Here is a 21,981-nt window from a genome sequence, read left to right on the forward strand (position 1 = left end):
CAGTATCTTACCCCTGCCAGCGCTGGCGAGGTTCAGCACTTCAGAATCCGACATCAAGTAACCTCCGATTCGATAATATTTAATTTCGCTAGCGCCTGCTCAAAATCGAGAGCATGAACAGATGCATATAACTCTGGCCAAAGTGGGTGGGACGAAAGCGTGCCAGTTATGTCATCCACTAAGCCAATGGCATCTAAATTATTTTGTTGAAGTAACTCTTTTAACAAGCGAATACGCTCTTTAGCTACCTGCTTATCTTGAGGCGAATCATCAACTAGTTGATTTAAAACGGCAGCTTCACTGGTAGCTGTAGCTGATATGTAGCCAATAAGCTGGTTAACACTAAGTTGTGCCAACAAGGCTAACTTAGCAGTCCAAGCATCGATTTGCTGTGACTCTTGCGCCCCTTGTTTAAACTTTTTCTCCAGATAGGCTGCAAAATTCGCCAAGGATATCGCACCGAAATTACTCGCGAGGCCTTTAATACTGTGGCTATTGGCGGCCATAGCGACAGGATCTCGCGCCGCGACAGATGCTTTAAATTGCGTGAGTTGGTTATCTATTTCAGACTCAAACCCTAGCGCCATCTTCTCGAAGAATGGCTGATTGCCACCAAAACGCTTAAGTATCTGCTGATAGTCATCTAAAAGCGGCTCATCCTCATCAGGCGCTTTGCGCTCTGATACGATCGTGTCTTGGTGCAGTTCAGAGGCCTGTTCAATGGCGAAATCAACGGGCTCACGCCCAACAAGATGCAAAATAGTTGGCACTAACTGCTGCATATCAATCGGCTTACCTATGTGATCATTCATCCCTGCAGCAATACATTCGAGGCGATCGGCATGTGAAGCATTAGCGGTCATGGCGAGAATAGGTAATAACTCAAAACGTGAGTCCGCCCTAATACGCCGAGTAGCTTCGAGCCCATCCATATCAGGCATCTGCACATCCATGATCACTATATCGAAAAGGGGAGCGCTTTCGGTTACCGCTCTTACACCCTCGCCGCCGCCCTCAGCTAGCACAACTCTAGCCCCCTCTAATGTGAGAAGTTCATCGACAACCTGTCTATTTAACTGATTATCCTCGACGACTAAGATAGTTAGGCTCTGTAAACGCTTAGAAGAACTCAGCTTAATCGGGCGTTCCATCACCTGACCAGTGAGCACTTGGCTTATGGATTCGGCCAATAATTGTGAAGTCACAGGCTTAGTTAAAAAATGGACAAATGGTGGGCTAGAATCTTCACCATCGAGCCTAACCACCTCTTCACCATAGGCGGTCAGCATGATCACCGATGGCGCTTTACTGTGCTGGGCCTCCGCGGTATCTCGCAGTCGCTTGGCCGCATGAAATCCATTGAGCTGCGGCATATTCCAATCCATGAGTACGATATCAAACTCTGGTCGATCAGGACTCACCACTTTACATCGCTCAACCGCTTCTTCGCCGCTATATACACACTCGACCTGGCAGCCATAATCACTCAGGATTTTTCGTAAAATTTCAGTAGTAACTTGATTATCATCCACCACGAGGACACGGCAACCTCGAATATCTATATTCGAGGTTGCCTGCATAGGTAACGATTCCAAGACGAGATCAAACCAGAAGCGGCTTCCTTCACCAACTTGGCTAGTAACCAATAACTCACCGCCCATCTGCTCAACCAAGCGCTTACTGATCGCGAGCCCTAATCCAGTGCCACCAAACCGCCTTGACGTTGAAGACTCTGCTTGCTCAAAACCGGTAAAAATACGGCTAAGCTGCTCTTCACTGATACCTATCCCGGTATCACTAATAGAAAAGCGAAGCTCAACCTTGTTACCTAGGGATTGAAGGCATTCAACACCAATAATCACTTGGCCATGATGAGTAAACTTGAGCGCATTTCCTGCCAAGTTAATGAGAATTTGCTGCAATCTAAGCTTATCGATAATCAACCAGGATGGAATTGCAGGATCAAGATTAAACATCACCTCGACATCTCGATTACCTAAATTGCCCGACAACACCACCGCAAGGTCGCGCATCAGCATCTCAATCTCACTAGGTTGTAAATCCAACTGTAACTTGCCTGCCTCAATTTTAGAAAAATCGAGTATGTCATTTAATAAGCCCAATAGGGATTTGGCCGCCGTCTGGGTCTTAGTCATATAGTCACGCTGTTGAGTCGACATTGAGGTATGTTGCATCAGTTGTAACATACCGAGCACAGCATTCATTGGGGTGCGAATTTCGTGGCTCATGTTAGCTAAAAATGCCGATTTGGCAGCACTGGCTTCATCAGCCTGCTTCTTAGCCTCACGAAGAGTAACCTCTAGTTCACGCTGTTCGGTAATATCGATGTTGATACCAATAACCCGCATGACATTACCCTGCTTGTCTTTCTCAACTTCAGCGCCAGCCTGAATATAACGTAAATCACCCTCACCAGTAACGACCCTAAATACTGGATCATATTGCCCGCTGCCAGCGACGGCATCATTCAACTTTTGCTCGGCCAAAGCAACATCATCAGGATGAAGCCGCATTAGCCAGTGCTCATAAGTCAATCCTTCTTGCCGCAAACTAATAGGAAGATCGTAAATAGCAAACATTCGATCGTTCCACTCTAGCGTATTGTCTTGTACGTTCCAGGTCCATATTCCCAGCTTGGCCACCTCAGCGGCCTTACTGAGATGATTACTCGCTGTTATCAATGCTTCTTGCTGTTGCAGGGTCTGAGTAATATCAACCGCAACCCCTAAATATCCAACTAAGTTACCTTGGTCATCGTACATGGCGGTAACAGACAGGGAGACTTGGCAATGAGATCCATCTTTACGCACATAGGTCCAATTTCGCGTCTCTGAGCCTTGAGCTTTTGCCTTATAGACAAAAGTATCGAAGCCTTCAATAGTAAGACCGTATTGCTTGGACAGTTCAAGCGATCGCGATTGCACCTCATCTGGCAGATGCAAAGGCGCAGGAGTCGAGATACCCACTAACTCTTTAGCATCGTAGCCAAGTAGGTTCTCTGCACCGCGATTAAATATAGTAATAACGCCCTGTTCATCGGTTGCAATGATCGACACTTCAGAGGCAGCATTGAGCACGTTAGTTAGCAACGAACCCAGTTGATTCTTCTCTATTTGGGTAAATTTTCTCTCGCTAATATCCGTGCTCAGAGCAACGAAGCGCTCGACATTATCATCGTCATTAATCATTGGGCCAATAACGGTATCAAACCATTGTATACGCCCTTGTTTATCACGATTACAGATTTCACCATGCCAAGATTGACCCGACTTTATCTTGGTCCACATCGCTTGCCAAAAATCATTATCATGCACACCCGAAGATAGTAACGCATGACGCTGTCCAACGAGCTGCTCGCGGGAGTAACCACTCATGCGGCAAAAATAATCATTGACCTCGAGTATCACACCATCAGTATTGGTGACCGAATAAAGCAGTTGATCATTAATCGATTTAAGTAGGATTTTGTTTTCAGATACTGCTTGCTGCAGTTCGTGAGTCCTGTCGGCAACCTTCTGCTCTAGATTTTCATTTAGCTTTAAGATGCGCCTTTCGGCATCTTGCTGCAGAGTAATATCCCGAATAGTTTGGCTTAAGCCTTCTATCTCGCCATGCTCATCGATAATAGGGACGACAGTCATCGCCGTAGATAAAATATTGCCATCTTGACTCTGATGGCGTGAAATCTGATTTAGTATGGTTCCACCCGCAAACACTCGCTTAAACCGCGCAGTTTCAATCTCGGCCTCGGAAGACGGAACGATTAATTCGGTACTTAACAAACCAAGCACCTCAGACTCTCTGTAGCCGAACAGGAGTTCAGCACCTCGATTCCAACTGGTGATACGACCTTCAAGGTCGTAACTAATGATACCGTCTAGAGAATGCTCCAACATACTCGCACGCCTAGCCTGTTCGGCTAACACTTGCTGTTTACGCTGCAGGCCCAAAGACCACATCATCACCAATGCCGCCAGCAACACACTGAGCATTGCGCCATATAAAAAAGTTAAATTTGGGCTACTTAGCTTTAATCCATTGATGAATTCTGGGTAAGCTATGACCTCAAACTGCCATTTTCGGCCAAAAATCTCCTCATTTGCTATGTACTTAAAATGAGATAATGGTCGACTGTCGGCTTCGTGAGTCTCAAAGAAGCTAATGGGATTATCTGCTTGCGTCACATCAATAAGATTTAGCTTGGTCGTTTGCAAAGTTAACTCTAACCCTGCTAACACTTCGTTGGTAACCAGAGGCGCATAGCTCCAACCAAAGCCCTCCGCTTTTCGCGCTTCTATGGTTAACGGTGTCGAACCACTGCGATAAATGGGCATCAAAATCAAAAAAGATTGTAACGGCTTACCCGTCGCTTGCACTAAGGTGATAGGCCCAGTTAAACGCACTTCCCCCGAAAGTAGTGCTGCTGTGGCGGCACCTCGACGGCGCTGCTCTGAACCTATGTCGAGGCCAACGGCTGAACGATTCCGCTCTACTGGCTCTATATATTGGATAACATAACGCTCATCGTTGTGGGCACTTAGCTGACGAATCGAAAAGTCAGGCCAACCATCTTGCTGTGCTTGGGCAATAAATGAGGACTCTTCCTCAGGAGATACTCGGCGAATAAAACCAAAACCACGAGCACCAGGAAACTCTTTACCCACCTCTCGCGTCAAACTGTAGCGAATAAATGCCTCTCGCGTGACCTCGTTCTCGCCAGCGGTAACAACCATTCCTCGCGCACCGCGCAGGCCATATTGATACAAGGTAAGACGCTCTAGAACGTTGTGGCTAATTTGATCTGAAGTCGCTTGAAGTGCTTGGCTAATCTGCTTTGAATTATTGTCTCGGATCAACAGCGCCAACGCGGCGCTAATGGCTAAGCCGACAAGCAGCATTGAGCCACCCCACTTAACGGCTTTTTTATACTCCAAAGACAAATTCATAGTCGCCTAACATTTTAAAATCATGGAGTTATGATTCTGGACTAGTCAGCAGTGTTTCGCCAGTCGAATGACGGCCTTTGAATCAATACCGTCTGTGGATGTTCCGAAGTTTAAGCATAATAAGACGCTCATCACCGATAATAATTTTCATAGATGTATCGAAGTCAGCAGCTGCTAAAAATGCCGAGATAAAACCTTAAATTTATCTTAAATAAACGACTTTATTTGTAACAAAGTCTGTTTCACCTGTATCGACCATTGGTTTGCTTGGGCTATCGCCTTATACTTTTGTACTCAAATATTAAAACAACAACCTCGGAAGCAAGCGATATGGCTATAGGGACTGCTCCGGTAAGTAAAACACATTCTTTTATGACTGTGTCTCTTATCGAATTATGGGAACGCTTTGGTTATTACGGCATGCAAGCGCTGATTGTGTACTTTATGGTGCAGCGCCTTGGCTTTGATGACTCTAGAGCAAATTTAGTATGGAGTGCCTGTGCGGCACTCATCTATGTATCACCCGCCATAGGTGGTTGGGTTGGGGATAAAATACTCGGCACCAAACGCACCATGTTACTCGGTGCAGGCATTCTCTCTCTGGGCTATGCCTTAATGGCAATCCCCACCGAAAACACTTGGTTTATGTTTTCTGCACTTGGAGTGATAGTCGTCGGTAACGGCCTATTCAAGCCCAATGCGGGTAACTTGGTGCGTAAGATCTACGAAGGTGATGATTCAAAAATAGATAGCGCATTTACCATCTATTATATGGCGGTAAATGTGGGTTCGACCTTCTCTATGTTACTCACACCTTGGATTAAAGATTACGTTAACGCTCAGTATGGCAACGAATTTGGTTGGCATGCAGCCTTTGCTGTGTGCTGCGTCGGTATACTGGTTGGTTTGGGTAACTACGCCTTAATGCGTAAGAGTTTAGTGCAGTATGGTTCTGAGCCTGATACCCGTCCTGTGAACAAGAAAAACCTGACGATTGTATTGGCGCTAGCAGCATTATCCGTTGTAGCGTCAGCCATTATCCTTGAATATGAAGCCGTTGCGCGCATCTTCGTTTATGCCGCAGGCATCGCAGTATTGGCGATATTCTTTCACCTGATCCGTACCAGTGAAACCAGTGAACGTGCAGGCCTGATCGCAGCACTGATCCTGACGGTGCAAACTGTGTTCTTCTTTATTTTTTATCAGCAAATGTCGACCTCCTTGGCGCTGTTTGCCCTACGTAATGTGGACTGGGACTTCCAATTCTTTGGTACCCATTTATGGACTTGGTCACCAGCTCAGTTTCAAGCACTAAATCCATTATGGATTATGGTTTTAAGTCCTGTACTTGCATGGAGCTATTCATGGGCGGGGCGTAATAATAAAGACTTCTCTATTGCTGCCAAGTTCGCCCTTGGCTTTGCGGTTGTGGCGCTCGGTTTCTTTATCTACGGCTTTGCGGACCAATTTGCGGTAAATGGTAAAACCTCTTCGTGGATCATGATTTGGGGCTACGCCTCATACTCTTTAGGTGAGCTGTTAGTCAGCGGCCTAGGTCTTGCGATGATCGCCCGCTACGTACCTGCACGTATGGGCGGCTTTATGATGGGTGCCTACTTTGTCGCATCGGGTATTTCTCAGTATCTCGGCGGCGTGGTGGCCAACTTCGCCAGCGTGCCTAAAGATTTAGTCGATCCGTTACAAACCCTACCCGTATATACCAGCCTATTTAACAAACTAGGTATGGCGGCCGTAGTCTGCACATTTATCGCACTCGCCGTTTTACCACTAATGCGTCGTCTGACAGAAACCCACCACTCACATAATAATCTTGATGGTGTTGATGACAGTGCAACAACATCACTACGTGATATAAAAGCCGAGCAGTAGAGCTTTATTGATCATCAGATAGCGATCTAAACCAAACGGCCGACGAGTGCTACTCATCGGCCGTTTTTATCAATAATATCAGTCAACCTCATCAATAATTGTCAATTGAATACTTCAACTGGCGTAAACATGCCCACCTGACTAGATTTGGAGTTTTTTAAGTCTTCTACTAATGGTTGATTGCGAAACGCCAAGCAAAGATGCAGCTTTACTTTGATTTCCATCAGAAACTCGCAGTGCATCTATAATTTTTTCATCAAATAAGTCATCTAGTCGCTTGAAACTAGTATCATTCGTCTCTGGCTCAGCATTCAGAGAACAGCTTTCAATATCCCGGATTTCTGGAAACTCAAAATCTGAAAAAGTAAGCACTTGTCCATCGCTTTTTAACACCGCATTATAAACGATAGAACTTAACTCTCTTACGTTACCTGGATAGCAATAACTCTTTAATAACTCAATTAGTCCATCTGAAATATGAGGTACATTGATAGCATAATCTTCAGCAGCCTGATGAACAAATTTCTTAATTAGTAATGGAATATCGCCAATACGCTGTCGAAGTGGTGGGATATTTATATGATGAGTATTTAGCCTATAGAACAAATCTTTCCTAAACTTACCAAGTTCAATTAACTCAATTAGATTTTGGTTTGTGGCGAAGACTATCTTTGCATCACTGGTTTCTATAAGATCACTACCAATTCGCTGATATTCACCACTTTGCGTGAAATAGAGCAATTTAATCTGCTGGCTTAAAGAAAGATCTCCAATCTCATCTAAAAAGAGCGTCCCGCCATTTGCCTTAGCAATCATCCCTGTCCGTTGCGAACTCGCATTAGTGTATGCACCTTTAGTATGACCAAAAAGTGTATCTGAAAACATTTGCTCATCCAGCCCTGCGACATTAAGAGAGACAAATGGGCCATTAGGCCTAGAATACTCTGCAATAGCCTTAGCCAAAACGCCTTTTCCTACACCACTCTCTCCTGTTATTAAGATAGGATGTTGAGTCATTGAGACAACTTTTAAATACTCAAAAACGGAATGTAACTTTTCATCTTGCGTAACATAAGATGAAAATGGTAACTGTGTATTAACCATAGATAAATCATTAGGAGCAAAGCGAACTCGGTCAAAATGCTCAACACGACTTATCACCTTCTGGATAGATAAAACCAACTCATCTGTTGACATTGCCTTAGGTAGATAGTCATAAGCACCTCGCTCCATACACATTAATGGAATGGACCCTGTAGTCACGCCCGACATAACAACTAATGTAGAGTTCGGAAACTCAGCCCTTAAGCCTTGAATTGCGTCCTGACCAGATTCACAGCCTAAATTCAAATCGAGAAAGAGAATATCGATGGCGTTATTACGAAGAACTTCACAAGCATCACTTAAGTTTGTTGCGTTAAATATGTCCTCAGCATCACATACTTGGTAATCAATTAAGATGTCCGAAAACGTCTTAATCCAGTTCATCTCATCATCTATGATTAATATATGTACTGACATAATTAGCTATCCGATTTCACTTTATTAAACAAAACAGATACACGGGTTCCATTCCCTGCACTGCTAATAACTTCAATTTTAGCGTCATTCTCTTTTACCAACCGACTTACAATTGACAAGCCCAATCCCGTCCCACCCTGCCCTCGACGAGAAGTATAAAAAGGTTTAAAGATGAGTTTTAATCCAGACTCAGATATACCTATACCTGTATCATTGACATAGAGAGAGCAACACTCTTTATCATCGACAACTTCAGTGATAACGCCACATTCAATCACACCATCTTGATTCTTTAATGCGTGGCAAGCATTCTGTATAAGGTTTATTGCTATTTGTTCTACAGTGTTTTCTGCACAGAGAACATAACATTCCTCATCGGGGATGTTAACATTCAAATTTAGAGTATATTTTCCAACATAGTACTTCGTGAGCTCTAATGCCGTTCTAAGGCTGCTACAAATATCAACTATTTTTTTACTCTCACAATAATCACCACCGATTTTTTTCAGTTGTTCGATGGATTTAACGGTCCTATTCAAACTATCCTCAATTATCAAACAATTATCTTTCACTTGTGAAATAATTACATTTTTATCTAAACTCTCAGGAGTCAATGACACAAGATTAGAAAACCTTCTCTTTATAGAAGACATATTGTGAATAATTAGCGCGGTAGGATTATTTATTTCATGTGCAACACAAGATGCCATTTCACCTAGGGCAGCCAACTTTGCAATGGACATAGATTGTTCTTTAATCAAAAAATGCTCTTTTTCTAATGCCTTTCTATGTTCAATTTCTAGCTTTAATTTTTTGGTTCGGTCCTTAACTTTAACCTCAAGCATATGGTTATATGTAATAATAAATAGGAAAATTAAAATAAAAAGAATAGTAAATATAAGAAAATTTCTTTGATTCTCACCTATTGCGTTATATGTGCTAGACCATGTGTTAACTTTCTCAGAATAATTATCGATACCAAAAGCGAAACCAAGATGTTCTTTCAACTTCAAAAAAAGATTCATATTTTCACGATGGAAAATAAATCCATAAGAGGCGGGTAAGAATGCTGCACCACTTAGTTTTAAATTATTGACATGCTCTGACTCTACAGCATTCCTCACCGCCGTCAGCGAAAATATACCCACATCGCCTTTTCCTTCAGACAATGCTTTAATCGCTTCTTCAGTAGAGCGATATGATATAATCTTAACATTGTATTTTTCTCTTAAGCGGTTTCGGACATAATCACTACTCGTACTGCCTTCTAAGACAATAACTTCTTTATCATAGAGATCTTCCTCTGACTCAATCTCTAGGCTATTCTTTCTTACATAGAAATTACCGTAAAACATTGTAGTAATGGGGATTTGTAGTAAGTCATGACCTTTCACTGTATCTGCGAAAGGGGATAATGATGTAACCAGAGTATCAATTTCATTATGCTTAAAAGCTAACAACAATTCATTCCACTTAAATACCTTTACTTTCAGCTCACAAGAACTTTTAGCTGCAAGGCTGTTCATAAGTTCTATATTCAGCCCTTGAGCGCGGCGTTCTTCATCAACCCATGAATATGGTCGATAATCAGTCTCGCTAACGCCAAGTGTTACAATGCATTTATCTGCCAATGAACAAAATGAAAGGCACCACAACACCCCGAATAAAATAGCCCTGTTTAAGGAAAAAAAATGCATGTTCTAAGGGCGCTCTTCTCTCGTTAACTTCGTCTAAGTATTATCATTCTATTTACAGAAAATTCATGCGACATTAATCATAGTTGACGAAAATTTAGAAGGGATATCAACAAGTGTGAAGTGGATTGCGGATAACAGGTGATCACAACATTAACCACCTGTTATTATTGACAATAATACACCTTTAACTTAGGTATATAACTCTAATATTAAAATTGATACTTTAATGAAAGGTTGACAGCATTATCAGACATCGAATGGTCTTCACCATCATATTTTGTATCATTGTCTGTATGACTGAAATAGCCATTTACAGCAGTACTCTTATTTAAGAAATGAGTGTAACCGATTGTTGCTAGATAACCATCGTATTCCTGAATAGCTTTCTTGCTAGCAATTTGAGAGGCTATCGTACCTAATCCAGACTCATCCTTACCGTACTGAGCTAAAATTTCACCTTTAGACAATGGATAGGCAAGGCTGATCAAATATGAGTTCCCTTTCAAACTATCATATTGAGTAGACTTCGAATGCTGATAAATTAAACCAAGTCGACAATTCAGAGCTTTAGTACTGTATGTTACTCTTTGAGCCTTTAGGCCATTTAAACCATCGGCATAACCAATTGCGACATAGTGATCACTCGATCTTAATTTTGAATCACCATAGTGCACCGCATATCCGACATCATTACCATCATATTTTGAATCTAGTTGATAAGTAACACCGAACTTAAAACCATTAATGGATTTAGTATATAGCGTAGCAACTTCATATAATCGGTCATTACCAGGCAACATCTTACTCATATCGCTCGATGTTATATTGAATAAATCAACTTTCCCTTCAGTACTTTTAAAAACAGAATCGTTTCGACCTATGGTTAATGACCCATATTTATTTTCAACACCTAGATAGTTATTTTTTGCTGAAAAAAGATTAGAGCTTTCATAAAACCCTCCAGTATTCGTTATTTCAACTTTATAAATCACTTTAAAATCATCATCTATAACGGTATCACCTTTTACACCTATATATGACGAGTAGCTTTCAATCCCTGTACCGCTATCTTTCCGATTTGAAATAAGACCATTGTCAGAATTATTTAACGCGAGCCAAACTCGACCATATACCTTTTGACTATCAGCAAAAACTGAAGTACTCACTCCTGCCGCGACTAAAAGTGTTAATGATGTAATAACTAGTTTAATATTCACTCTTCCCCCTTAAAAAATAGGGCGTACAACGCTAGCTGCACTCCCTAATATTAACTATTTAATATTCATATCAAATTCATGACAACTATCGCACATTAACGTTGGTAATTTATGACCACTATGGCAATCTGTACATTCACCACCCGTCATATGGTTATCATGGGGATTAGGAGTAACATTTTCAGTTTGTTTACCTAATTCTTCATAGCTACCATGACAATTGAAGCACGACTCTTTTTCTGGTGCACTTTTAGGCGGCATTTTATTATGACAATCGCTGCATTTAAGACCATTATCATGTTTATGCCTATCAGCTAAAAAGTCTCCTTTAGCAAAACTAACAATAGGCAACAGAATTAATACCAATGCCACTAATAATTTATTACACAACATTACAGTTCCTATTTCCAAGGTTTCAAATCTGCTACATTTCGACCAGCAATTTGCCCAAAGACCATACTCTCTGCGTTATTACCGCCTCCCTGATAAATGAGCCCCCAGAAAGAACCTATTTCACCAGCAGCATATAATCTTGGGATTGGGGTATTGAATGGATCTAATACTTCTGACTTGGCATTCCTTTTGGGTCCGCCCTGAGTATTCAGAATCGTTGGAATCATTTCCACAGCATAATAAGGGCCAGTTTCATCCAAAGGTTCTGATATAATCGGCGCTTCACGCCCTTCGAAAGCAACTTTTGCACCTTTAGCTTTGGCAAGTGGACGGCCAAAAGCAGTATCTTTACCTGATTTAATATCTGCATTCCATTGCGCAACGGTAGAGGTCAAATTATCTTCAGGAATACCAAGGATTTTAGCAAGTTCTTCCAATGTATCTGCTTTCTTAACAATCCCACTCTTAATTTCTTTTGAGTTATCAAAGCTCCATTTATAGTTCTCTCGGTTAATTGCATATCCTGAAGTTGCACCACCAGAGATTGGACCTTTCTTACGTGCTTTTTCATCAAATACCATGAAACATGGGATACGTGGGAAACGATGATGAATAGGATCATAGGCATCAACAGCAAGTAACCTTGCATGATTATCTACACCCTTCTCGTTGACAAAACGTTTTGAGTCTTGGTCAACCCAAATATGACTGGGCGCCAACATGTTTACCTGCATACATGATTTAAGTCCTGGCACTTTTACGCCAATAGGGCATGACGTACCAGTCATATGCCATAACGCAGCGCCGGCTTTTTGAGCCATAAGAATACCATCACCTGTATTACCTGGATTACCTAAACCATGTACCTTGGTACCTTTGACATAGTTTTGCATCATATTTTCATTGTATTCAAAACCACCACTGGTAAGAACAACACCGCGCTTAGCTTTAATATTTTGTTCTTTTCCATCGACGATAATTGAAACACCAATAATCTCACCTTCACCGTTTCTGATAAGATCTTTTGCTGCAGTATTTAACTTAATATCAATTTTTCTTTTTACTTCTACCGCATGTCTGTAAGCAGCAAACAAGTTATCACCACCTCGTTTAGCTCCTTTAATACGGAACTTTTTAATGCATTCACTTCCTTCGATAGTTGGGAATCCTGCGTGACCATAAATGTATTGATTTAGACCATCCTGAAGGCTGTCCACATATTTATTTAAGTCAACACATTCTTCTGCAAAAATATTAACAGTTTCTTCATCCAACTCTGAATTAGCATACGTGAATAAGTTTTTAATATAAGTCTTAGCTTTTTCTGCATCATCTGGACAAATGTAGCCACCTGATGATACGGCTGTATTCCCACCACCTTCAGGCATTTTTTCAACGATTAAAACCTTTGACCCTTTATCATGTGCAGCAATAGCTGCAGCAGCACCAGCGCCACCATAGCCGATCACAACGACATCATAATCAGCGCTCCACTTAATATCTTTTGAATACTCTTTGGCCCCAGCAGTTAATGGTAAAGCTGATACTGCAGTTGCTCCCGTCGTCAAGGCTGCAGCTGTGAGGAACTTTCTTCTTGTGATTAATGTCATATTTACTCCGTTGTAGTATATCAATTGAGTTTGCCATTTTATTAATGGCAATATACGTGCCAACGATTTACAATAAATAAGTGTGACTTAACCCTCAGAATAATAATAGTTGACCACATTCACTATGCAGTGCGCATAATGACTATGCATTCTGCATAACCCAATTTATTTTCCATGATCTTAATCACTAAAAGCATAATTAAAAACATCGACGACATTTAACCGCTATCACAACAGATTATGTCTTTGAGATATAAGTTGACTGTAACTACACAAAAATAAAATTATTAAAATAAAAACCATTGCAACTCAAAGAGATGAATTATAACTCACCACTAGGAATCAATGTTTTAAAACAGCCTAAAATTAAACGTATAAAATTAATAACAATTTTTATGATGGAAGAAATACAAATAATCTTAGATTATTTCCAATCTGGAAATAATTAAAAAATGAAAATAACATTACAAGAAAACACTACTATCTAAATCAAGGGAACCTTTTTCCATCAGCATGCTCAGAGCTAGAATTCCCAAGATGGCAACGTGGATGCAGTAAAATAGGGAAATCTAAGTACAAAATAACCAACTGTTCTCTGCATAGCAAAGCGCTCATTAAGCGTGGTTCTCTGCCGTTCTGTGTTGATGAGCAAACAATTAGAGCCTTAGCTACGTACCTGCACGCATGGACGGCTTTATGATGGGCGCCTCTTTTGTCGCATCGGGTATTTCCCAGTATCTAGGGGGTGTGGTGGCTAACTTTGCCAGCGTGCCTAAAGATTTAGTCGATCCGTTGCAAACCCTGCCCGTATATACCAGCCTATTTAACAAACTAGGTATTGCGGCCGTAGCCTGCATATTTATCGCACTCGCCGTTTTACCGCTAATGCGTCGTCTGACAGAAACCCACCACTCACATAATAATCTTGATGGTGTTGATGACAGTGCAACAACCTCACTACGTGATGTAAAAGCCGAGCAGTAAAGCTTTATTGATCATCAGATAGCGATCTAAACCAAGCGGCCGACGAGTGCTACTCATCGGCCGTTTTTATCACTTCATTCAACTTCATTTATACCCTTGTGTTACAACTCATAGCCAAATGAGCTTTAACAAACCTATCTCAGCCCCGCAGTGGCAGGCTTAGGCCTGAGTTGCTAAAACCAAAACCTTCAGTTCCAAATTATCGCCCCCAAACAGGGATGACTTCACCGCCTCGATTTGCTACACAGTAAATACGCACCCAGTGTAAAAACATAGCTCAAGTGCAAACCCAAATTGAAATGATTAAGGGTAAAGGGTTAACCGTTAAAGCTTATTCTTTGCTATACCACTAGTAATGCAACTAACACTATTAGCGCCTTTTGTTTTTACTAGCAAAAGACGGCTGTCACATGGAGACACTATGTCACAACAGACATCAATATTGGCCGATATTCCCTTCTCACTGTTAGAGCTTGCGCCCATGCGTGAAGGTTCAACTGTGGCTGAAACGCTACACAACAGCTTACTGTATGCCAAGGAGGCCGATCGCCTCGGCTTTAATCGTTTCTGGTTTGCCGAACACCACAATATGCCCGGTATCGCCAGCGCGGCGACCTCGGTACTCATTGGCTATATTGCTAGCAATACTCAGCGTATTCGCGTCGGTGCGGGTGGCATTATGCTGCCAAATCACGCGCCTTTAGTCATCGCCGAGCAGTTTGGAACCCTCGAAAGTCTCTATCCTGGTCGCATCGATTTAGGACTCGGACGCGCACCTGGCAGCGATCAAATTACCAGCAGAGCACTGAACCGCGATACTAGTCGCGCAGAACAATTCCCTGAAGAAGTCAATGAATTACAAACTTTACTCGGCCCTTACAATGGTCGCCATGCGGTACGAGCGATTCCAGGAGAAGGCACTAGTGTGCCGATTTGGTTACTGGGATCGAGTCTCTTCAGCGCACAGCTAGCGGCACAGCGTGGCTTGCCCTATGTATTTGCGGGACACTTTGCACCGCGTTTTCTCTACGATGCGATTAAAATCTATCGCCGCGACTTTAAACCTTCCCAAGTGCTTGATAAGCCCTATGTAATGCTCGGCTTACCCTTGGTTGCAGCAGACACAGATGAAGAAGCCCAATACCTGAGCACGACGTCGAAACAGCGCGTACTGGCGCTTATCCGTGGTCATGAGTTATGGTTAAAGCCGCCAGTTGACACTATGGATGACTTGTGGAGCGCGCAAGAAGAAACCTATGTCGATAATTTCTTAGGTTTATCGGTCACTGGCGGCCCTGCGACGATTAAGCATCGTTTGGAAATGATCGCCCAAGAACTCGGCGTGAATGAGTTTATCTTCACGAATGACTTGTATGATCTTGATAAACGTAAAAAGGCACTACAGATCCTAATGGAGATTAAAAATTAGCGATCCACTCACTTCCACAGCGACTGAAATCATTGGACGGAAAAACGGCCGATGAGATAACCTCCAAAGCAATCGCCCATAAAAATCCTGCCGAAATGGGATTTTTATTATACAATAAAACTAAAAATTAATTATAAAACAATACTATATAGACGCTTGAATCGTATTCATTGCCGATTAAAAGGTGAGCTTTTTTGAGCTATTTACCTTTTAAAGCAGCCTGAATGTGTAGCTAAATTCTGTTATGGTCTGAGTGCTCAGTCGTGATCGCCATTTGGGCCCGAAATAACGCTGAAAACGCATCTGGTGTCATGGCCAAAAGCCCTTTGTCACTCAACCAGAACAGAGTGCTCATCCAATCCTTTATGCCCCCTTGAAGACAGAAAACTTAGCAAGGCTTCGGGGCTACGATTCAGTACCCGTTCAATCGGGAAATCAACCGCTTGAATTAACTCAACGGCTTTATCAAACTCACCTAGACTAAACGCGATGTGGGAATCAGAGCCCATCACCAACAACCCACCAGCATCTTTTACCGCATTCGCGATTTCAGTACAGTTATGGATGCTGCCTTTTCTTGAGGTTAAAAATGAGGAGTTATTAATCTCTAGTGCCACATTATGTTTAGCCGCCGCTTCAGCAACCCTGCCGATCTCGATAGGATATGCAGGATTACCCGGATGACTGATAATGTCGACGTTGCCACTCTCAATACAGCTGATTAATGCGTTTGTATGCACCTCTTTGGTTGAAGCTGGAAAAACGGGCTCATGAAAGCCTGCCAACACGATATCTAGCTCTCGCAAATAATCACCAAAGAAATCAATTTCGCCATCTACATTCTTGATATTGGCTTCGATACCTCTTAGCACGCCAATACCATCAATAACCCTTGGCCAAACACGCATATTAACAAAGTGCCAAAAATGGGGTGCATCAGCCATATCGGGACCATGATCGGTAATAGCGAATAACTTAATCCCTTTCGCTTTGGCTACAGCAAGGTAATCATGCAAGGTACTATAGGCATGAGTTGAAGCGATTGTATGTGCATGAACATCAACAAAAAATCTCATGACAATCTCGTTAGCTAAATCAGAAAAGTGGTTATCAAGTCTACTATGTTCATCGGTCTTTCTCCATAGTATCCTGAAAGACAAATAGCCCCAAATAGGCATATGATTGCCACTAAAGTCAGCCGTAAATCGACAGAAAACAGGCCTGTTATAACCACCAGAATAAAGATGGTATATCTGCAAGCTCTTTTACTAAATGGCAAACTGGCTCATGCATAAACCAATAAGCTCGCCTCACAAGAAAGTTGTGCCCATTTGCATGTTAGATACTTAGACTTGCAGGTACCATTCTACGAGTTTGAATAAGTGTATAGCCACCGCTTACCACAATAAGCAAACTTCCTAGTAAAGTGGGCAAATCAGGAGACTCTCCAAATATCAAGATACCGAGGGCCAAAGCAAATAATAAACGGGAATAGCGAAAGGGAGAAACTACAGACACATCACCAGTACGCATAGCAATGGTTAACGCATTATAGGCCACCACACCAAAGACGATTGCTCCTGTAATTTGGGCCGCTAACATCAAATTCAGCTGAATAGATTCACCTTGATAAGCCATTATCACCAAGCCTGTTGGGATTAGCACAAAGAAGCCATATACCCCAAGTTGAGTGTTAGACAGTACAGGTGGCGCGGCGCGTGTCGCCAAATCACGTCCAGCAAAGCCTAAGGTCGCCACAACCGCAAATATCGAGTTGACCTCAAAGCCTGCTAAACCAGGACGAATAATCATTAGGACGCCCACAAAACCGACAACAACGGCCAGCCACCTCTTAACTCCAATATTTTCACCGAATAATAAAGCGGCACCAACCATGGCAATCAATGGTGTGGCCTGCAAAATGGCCGATGCACTCGACAAGGGGGTTAAGGTGATCGCTAAAGCGAAACAGAATCGACCAATAACTTCACAAACGGCGCGTATTAATAGTGGTGCTGAGAGCATGGCAGGATGAAAAACTTGCCCGCCCTTACGCCAAGTTAAAAAGATAAACACAAGCATTCCGCCTAGACCAAATAATGCTAGAACTTGGCCAATAGATGCCGTCTCTGCCGCCGCTTTGATAAACATATCTTCAACGGAAAAGGCCGCCATCGAAGCAACCATAAAAAAACTGCCCTTGGTATTATTCAAAAAAAACCACCACGATCTATGTAGAATTTAATCAAAGTGCTTATGATCAATAGCGATGATTTGCTACTAGCACAGCGAAGAGCTATCGATAACATCTTGTCGAATCGGAATGCTAATAAGCGATCAATCTAATATTTAGCGTCAAGGTCTACTTTTGCCTCGCCTAACGTCTGAAGTAAATTCGATAGCAAGCTGGAAGCCCCAAAACGATAGTGCTTAGGGTTGTCGGCCCAACCTTCCCCAATAATATTATCAACCATATCTAAATATAGTTTGGCTTCTTCTGCAGTCTGAACGCCGCCAGAGGCCTTAAAACCAACGCTATCTTCAACGCCCATCTGCTTAATAACCGAGAGCATGATTTCAGCAGCTTCTGGCGTTGCATTCACAGGCACTTTTCCTGTAGAGGTTTTGATCATATCTGCACCCGCTTTAATGGATATTTCGGAGGCTCTTTTGATGAGCTCAGGCGTTTTTAGCTCACCAGACTCAATAATCACTTTGAAGAAAATGTCACGACCGCAAGCAGCTTTGCATTGCTCAATAAGCTCAAAACAAACATCTTCATTCCCCGATATTAATGCACGATATGGAAACACAACATCGACATCATCGGCGCCATAGGCAACTGCAGCTTTTGTTTCGGCAACGGCTATTTCAACATCATCATTTCCATGGGGAAAGTTAGTCACAGTGACCACTCGAATGTTTGGTGTACCTTGTGATCTCAGTTGTTTTTTGGCGATTGGAATAAAACGCGGATAGATGCATATGCCTGCGGTATTACCGGCAGGGGTTTTCGCAAGCTGACACAGCTCAATAATTTTTTCATCGGTATCACTGTCGCTTAAGGTTGTGAGATCCATCAATTGGAGTGCACGTAGTGCAGCTGTTTTTAAATCACTCATTGGTATTTCCGATACGTAGTAGAAATCTATCCCCAAGGCCCTACAAACCTTGGACACAAATAAAGGAACTGCATTATAAAAGTGGAGGGAATACAAAAGTAGATACAGAAACGATGCCTATGCCTATATCAGATGTTAAGCATCAGCGCTTTCACGTTAGAACTTGAATGCATTATTTTAACCTTGCTATTGTTGATTCATTCGCCAACATACATTCACTGATTATTTGTCCTAATGTCATTATTGCTTGTACTCTTTTATCATTCAGTTCAAAGGACGCGTTCAGTCTCATACAATGATTGTAGTGCTCGGTCACACTGAACATTTTTCCCGGAGCTATGCTGATTTTTTGCTTTATTGCAGCTTGAAACACATCCACGGCATCGATGCCACGCGGGAGTTCTACCCAAATAAAATAACCGCCCCGCTGACTGGTTATATTAACTCCTGAAGGCAGGTACTTAGTCAGTAAACACTCCATCTGTCCTTTTCGTTCATGAAGTTTTTTTCTGAGCTGCTTTAAATGGGTTTCGTAATTACACTTACTTAAGTATTCAATTAGCGCTAATTGAATCGGCGCACTTGTTGCGAGCGTGCTCATTAATTGCAACTTTTGCATCTGCAAAGCACGCTTCCCTGCTGCTACCCAACCTATTCTGAACCCCGAAACCAAAGATTTTGAAAAAGAAGAACAAAGCATTACGTTTCCGCTTTGATCAAACTGTTTGACTGGCATAACGGGCGTACCTTCTTGATAAAGCTCTCCGTACACATCATCTTCAATCAAGGCCACGTTATAACGATTAAGCAGATCATTTAGCGCCTGCTTCTTCTCCAATGTCAGTGTAAAACCCAATGGGTTCTGATGATTGCTCATCAACCAACACGCCTTCACATCATGGGATTGAAATGCCTTTTCCAAAGCATCGAGATCAATGCCTGTTATTGCATCCGTTCTAACCGACAGGGCCTTTAATCCCAGTCGCTCCAATGATTGAAGCGCACCATAAAACGTGGGAGATTCAACCACCACCCAATCACCCGGCTTTGTGCACACTTGCAGGCTGAGATTTAGCGCTTCGAGTGCTCCTGCTGTAATGACGATTTCCTCAGGCGCGACGTTAATTCCTTTGGTCGCATAGCGTTTAGCAAGGATCGTTCGTAACTCTTCATTACCTGGTGGTAAATTATCGAATGTACTAGAAATAGGTAGATTTCGGGCAGCAGACATTAGCGAACGATTAACTTGTTGACGTGGATACAAACTAGGATCTGGATAAGCGAAACCAAAATTAACCATATGCGGGTTACGACCAGCTTGCAAAACTTCAAACACAAAGTCGTTAATATCAACTTTTTCAGTTAACGACACCGCCACCTGTTGATGCGATTCGGTTGCTCTTAACTCAGGTGTTACCCGGTAGCCTGAACGCGCTTGAGAAACCACATAACCTTGAGACTCCAAAACTTGATAAGCGTGTAATACCGTCATCAAACTTAGACCACTATGTTCAGACTGTTTTCTGAGCGACGGTAACTTATCTCCCGCACGCCAGACGCCCGATTCTATTTGTCGTTTGAGCTGATAAACCAGATCTTCATACTTTGCCAATTCGAATTCACCATAACAATTAACGCCTTCCAGATTATAACACCGATAAAAATCATCTGTTATATATCCAGATTTGATTTCTGTGTCTACTGACCTCCTTGCCCATCAATTAATATTACGACCTTCTAAAATGAATAAGGCTAACTTATGTTCGAGTTCGATGCTTTTTTATTAGCACGGATACAGTTTGCGTTTACAGTATCTTTCCACATTATTTTTCCAGCAATAACTATTGGATTGGCTAGCTACCTTGCCGTTTTAGAGGGTTTAAGCCTCAAAACACGCAATCCGGACTACAAAATCCTCTACCTTTTTTGGTCAAAGATTTTTGCTGTAAATTTTGGTATGGGGGTTGTTTCAGGCCTGGTCATGGCCTATCAATTTGGAACAAATTGGAGTGGTTTTTCAGATTTTGCAGGCAGCATTACTGGGCCGTTACTCACCTATGAAGTGCTAACCGCTTTTTTCTTAGAAGCCGGTTTTCTTGGTGTTATGCTATTTGGCTGGCAGCGTGTAGGCGATAAGCTACACTTTTTTGCCACTTGCATGGTTGCACTAGGAACCATACTTTCCACTTTTTGGATCCTCGCCTCTAACAGTTGGATGCAAACCCCAACGGGCTACGAGATCGTCAATGGCCAAGTGGTCCCGACCGATTGGTTTGCTGTCATTTTTAATCCGTCTTTTCCATACAGATTACTTCATATGGCCGTCGCAGCATTTCTCAGCACTGCCGTATTTGTTGGTGCTTGCGCCGCTTGGCATCTGCTAAAGGGCAACAAAACTGGCCCGGTAAAGAAAATGTTTTCGATGGCGATGTGGATGTTAGTTCTTGTTGCGCCGATACAAGCCTATTTAGGGGACATACATGGCCTAAATACACTCGAACACCAGCCTGCAAAAATTGCCGCGATAGAAGGACACTGGGATAACTCAGAAGGCGGCCCGACTCCATTGATTCTGTTTGGTTTTCCGAATATGGAAACGGAACGGACTGACTACGCACTTGAAATCCCAGTTCTTGGCAGTTTAATACTCAAACACAGTTTGGTAGCGCCCATTCCCGCATTGAAAGACTATCCAAAAGATGAAAGGCCTAACTCGCTAGTCGTATTTTGGTCTTTTAGAATTATGGTCGCACTTGGCATACTCATGATTTTACAGGGTTTCTATAGCCTTTGGCTGCGTAAAAAACAGCGCCTTTTTAATACAAGCTGGTATCTAAAGTTCTCTCTCTTCATGGGACCATCAGGGTTGATTGCCATACTCGCGGGTTGGTTTACCACCGAAGTCGGTCGTCAGCCTTGGGTTGTATACGGGCTGATGAAGACGAAAGATGCCGTATCAGGCCATAGTGACTTACAAATGAGTATTAGCCTTGTTAGTTTCTTCGTTGTTTACAGCCTCGTCTTTGGGTTTGGCTATTTCTACATGATGCGCCAAATGAAACAGGGACCTCAATCAGATGACGCACACACAAGCGACTCTCATGAAATTTCTACCGTTTCTGGTCGACTTTAAACTTACGGCATAACTTGA

13 protein-coding genes and 1 pseudogene are annotated in these 21,981 nt (G+C 42.4%); 4 read left to right on the plus strand and 10 right to left on the minus strand.

Annotated features, from left to right (window positions below):
• Nucleotides 1-53: 53 nt before the first annotated feature.
• Nucleotides 54-4,967: a PAS domain S-box protein gene (locus K0I73_RS17960; protein WP_220062382.1), complete on the minus strand. Its 4,914-nt coding sequence runs from the start codon at nucleotides 4,965-4,967 to the stop codon at nucleotides 54-56.
• A gap of 330 nt (nucleotides 4,968-5,297) precedes the next feature.
• Between K0I73_RS17960 and K0I73_RS17965 the strand changes: the two genes are divergently transcribed.
• Nucleotides 5,298-6,857 carry a peptide MFS transporter gene (locus K0I73_RS17965; RefSeq protein ID WP_220062383.1) on the plus strand — a complete coding sequence of 520 codons (1,560 nt, stop codon included), beginning with the start codon at nucleotides 5,298-5,300 and terminating at the stop codon, nucleotides 6,855-6,857.
• Nucleotides 6,858-6,998: 141 nt separating this feature from the next.
• On the opposite strand, the gene K0I73_RS17970 is transcribed toward K0I73_RS17965, so the two are convergent.
• The 5 genes from K0I73_RS17970 to K0I73_RS17990 form a co-directional block, all read right to left on the minus strand.
• Nucleotides 6,999-8,378, minus strand: a complete 1,380-nt coding sequence (locus tag K0I73_RS17970; protein ID WP_220062384.1) for a sigma-54-dependent transcriptional regulator — start codon at nucleotides 8,376-8,378, stop codon at nucleotides 6,999-7,001.
• 2 nt (nucleotides 8,379-8,380) lie between these two features.
• Nucleotides 8,381-10,075 (minus strand): ATP-binding protein, encoded by a 1,695-nt coding sequence (locus K0I73_RS17975; protein WP_220062385.1) that lies wholly within the window; start codon nucleotides 10,073-10,075, stop codon nucleotides 8,381-8,383.
• Nucleotides 10,076-10,284: 209 nt separating this feature from the next.
• The gene (locus K0I73_RS17980; RefSeq protein WP_220062386.1) at nucleotides 10,285-11,292 is read right to left on the minus strand and encodes a porin; all 1,008 of its coding nucleotides are present in this window, start codon (nucleotides 11,290-11,292) and stop codon (nucleotides 10,285-10,287) included.
• Nucleotides 11,293-11,346: 54 nt separating this feature from the next.
• Nucleotides 11,347-11,685, minus strand: a complete 339-nt coding sequence (locus K0I73_RS17985; protein ID WP_220062387.1) for a cytochrome c3 family protein — start codon at nucleotides 11,683-11,685, stop codon at nucleotides 11,347-11,349.
• Between the two features lie 8 nt (nucleotides 11,686-11,693).
• A complete protein-coding gene (locus K0I73_RS17990) occupies nucleotides 11,694-13,295 on the minus strand; it encodes an FAD-dependent oxidoreductase (protein WP_220062388.1) in 1,602 nt (533 codons plus the stop codon).
• Nucleotides 13,296-13,964: 669 nt separating this feature from the next.
• On the opposite strand from K0I73_RS17990, the pseudogene K0I73_RS17995 reads away from it, so the two are divergent.
• Nucleotides 13,965-14,279 (plus strand): annotated as a pseudogene (locus tag K0I73_RS17995) (MFS transporter); the annotation flags it as partial.
• A 421-nt stretch (nucleotides 14,280-14,700) separates the two neighbouring features.
• Nucleotides 14,701-15,708 (plus strand): LLM class flavin-dependent oxidoreductase, encoded by a 1,008-nt coding sequence (locus K0I73_RS18000; protein ID WP_220062389.1) that lies wholly within the window; start codon nucleotides 14,701-14,703, stop codon nucleotides 15,706-15,708.
• 329 nt (nucleotides 15,709-16,037) lie between these two features.
• On the opposite strand, the gene K0I73_RS18005 is transcribed toward K0I73_RS18000, so the two are convergent.
• The 4 genes from K0I73_RS18005 to K0I73_RS18020 all read right to left on the minus strand — a co-directional run bounded on the left by K0I73_RS18005 (nucleotide 16,038) and on the right by K0I73_RS18020 (nucleotide 20,442).
• Nucleotides 16,038-16,784, minus strand: coding sequence for a phosphatase (locus K0I73_RS18005; protein ID WP_220062390.1), 747 nt, complete (start codon nucleotides 16,782-16,784; stop codon nucleotides 16,038-16,040).
• 262 nt (nucleotides 16,785-17,046) lie between these two features.
• Nucleotides 17,047-17,922: a DMT family transporter gene (locus K0I73_RS18010; protein ID WP_258405235.1), complete on the minus strand. Its 876-nt coding sequence runs from the start codon at nucleotides 17,920-17,922 to the stop codon at nucleotides 17,047-17,049.
• 128 nt (nucleotides 17,923-18,050) lie between these two features.
• Nucleotides 18,051-18,830 carry a deoxyribose-phosphate aldolase gene (gene deoC / locus K0I73_RS18015; protein ID WP_220062391.1) on the minus strand — a complete coding sequence of 260 codons (780 nt, stop codon included), beginning with the start codon at nucleotides 18,828-18,830 and terminating at the stop codon, nucleotides 18,051-18,053.
• Between the two features lie 172 nt (nucleotides 18,831-19,002).
• Complete coding sequence (locus K0I73_RS18020) at nucleotides 19,003-20,442, minus strand: aminotransferase-like domain-containing protein (RefSeq protein WP_220062392.1); 1,440 nt, start codon at nucleotides 20,440-20,442, stop codon at nucleotides 19,003-19,005.
• Between the two features lie 147 nt (nucleotides 20,443-20,589).
• Between K0I73_RS18020 and K0I73_RS18025 the strand changes: the two genes are divergently transcribed.
• Entirely contained in the window at nucleotides 20,590-21,963 is a 1,374-nt protein-coding gene (locus tag K0I73_RS18025) for a cytochrome ubiquinol oxidase subunit I (protein ID WP_220062393.1), read from the plus strand.
• Nucleotides 21,964-21,981 lie beyond the last annotated feature (18 nt).

Origin of the sequence: Shewanella mesophila, from assembly GCF_019457515.1 — a bacterium.
In the GTDB taxonomy this organism is placed as follows: Bacteria; Pseudomonadota; Gammaproteobacteria; order Enterobacterales; family Shewanellaceae; genus Shewanella; species Shewanella mesophila.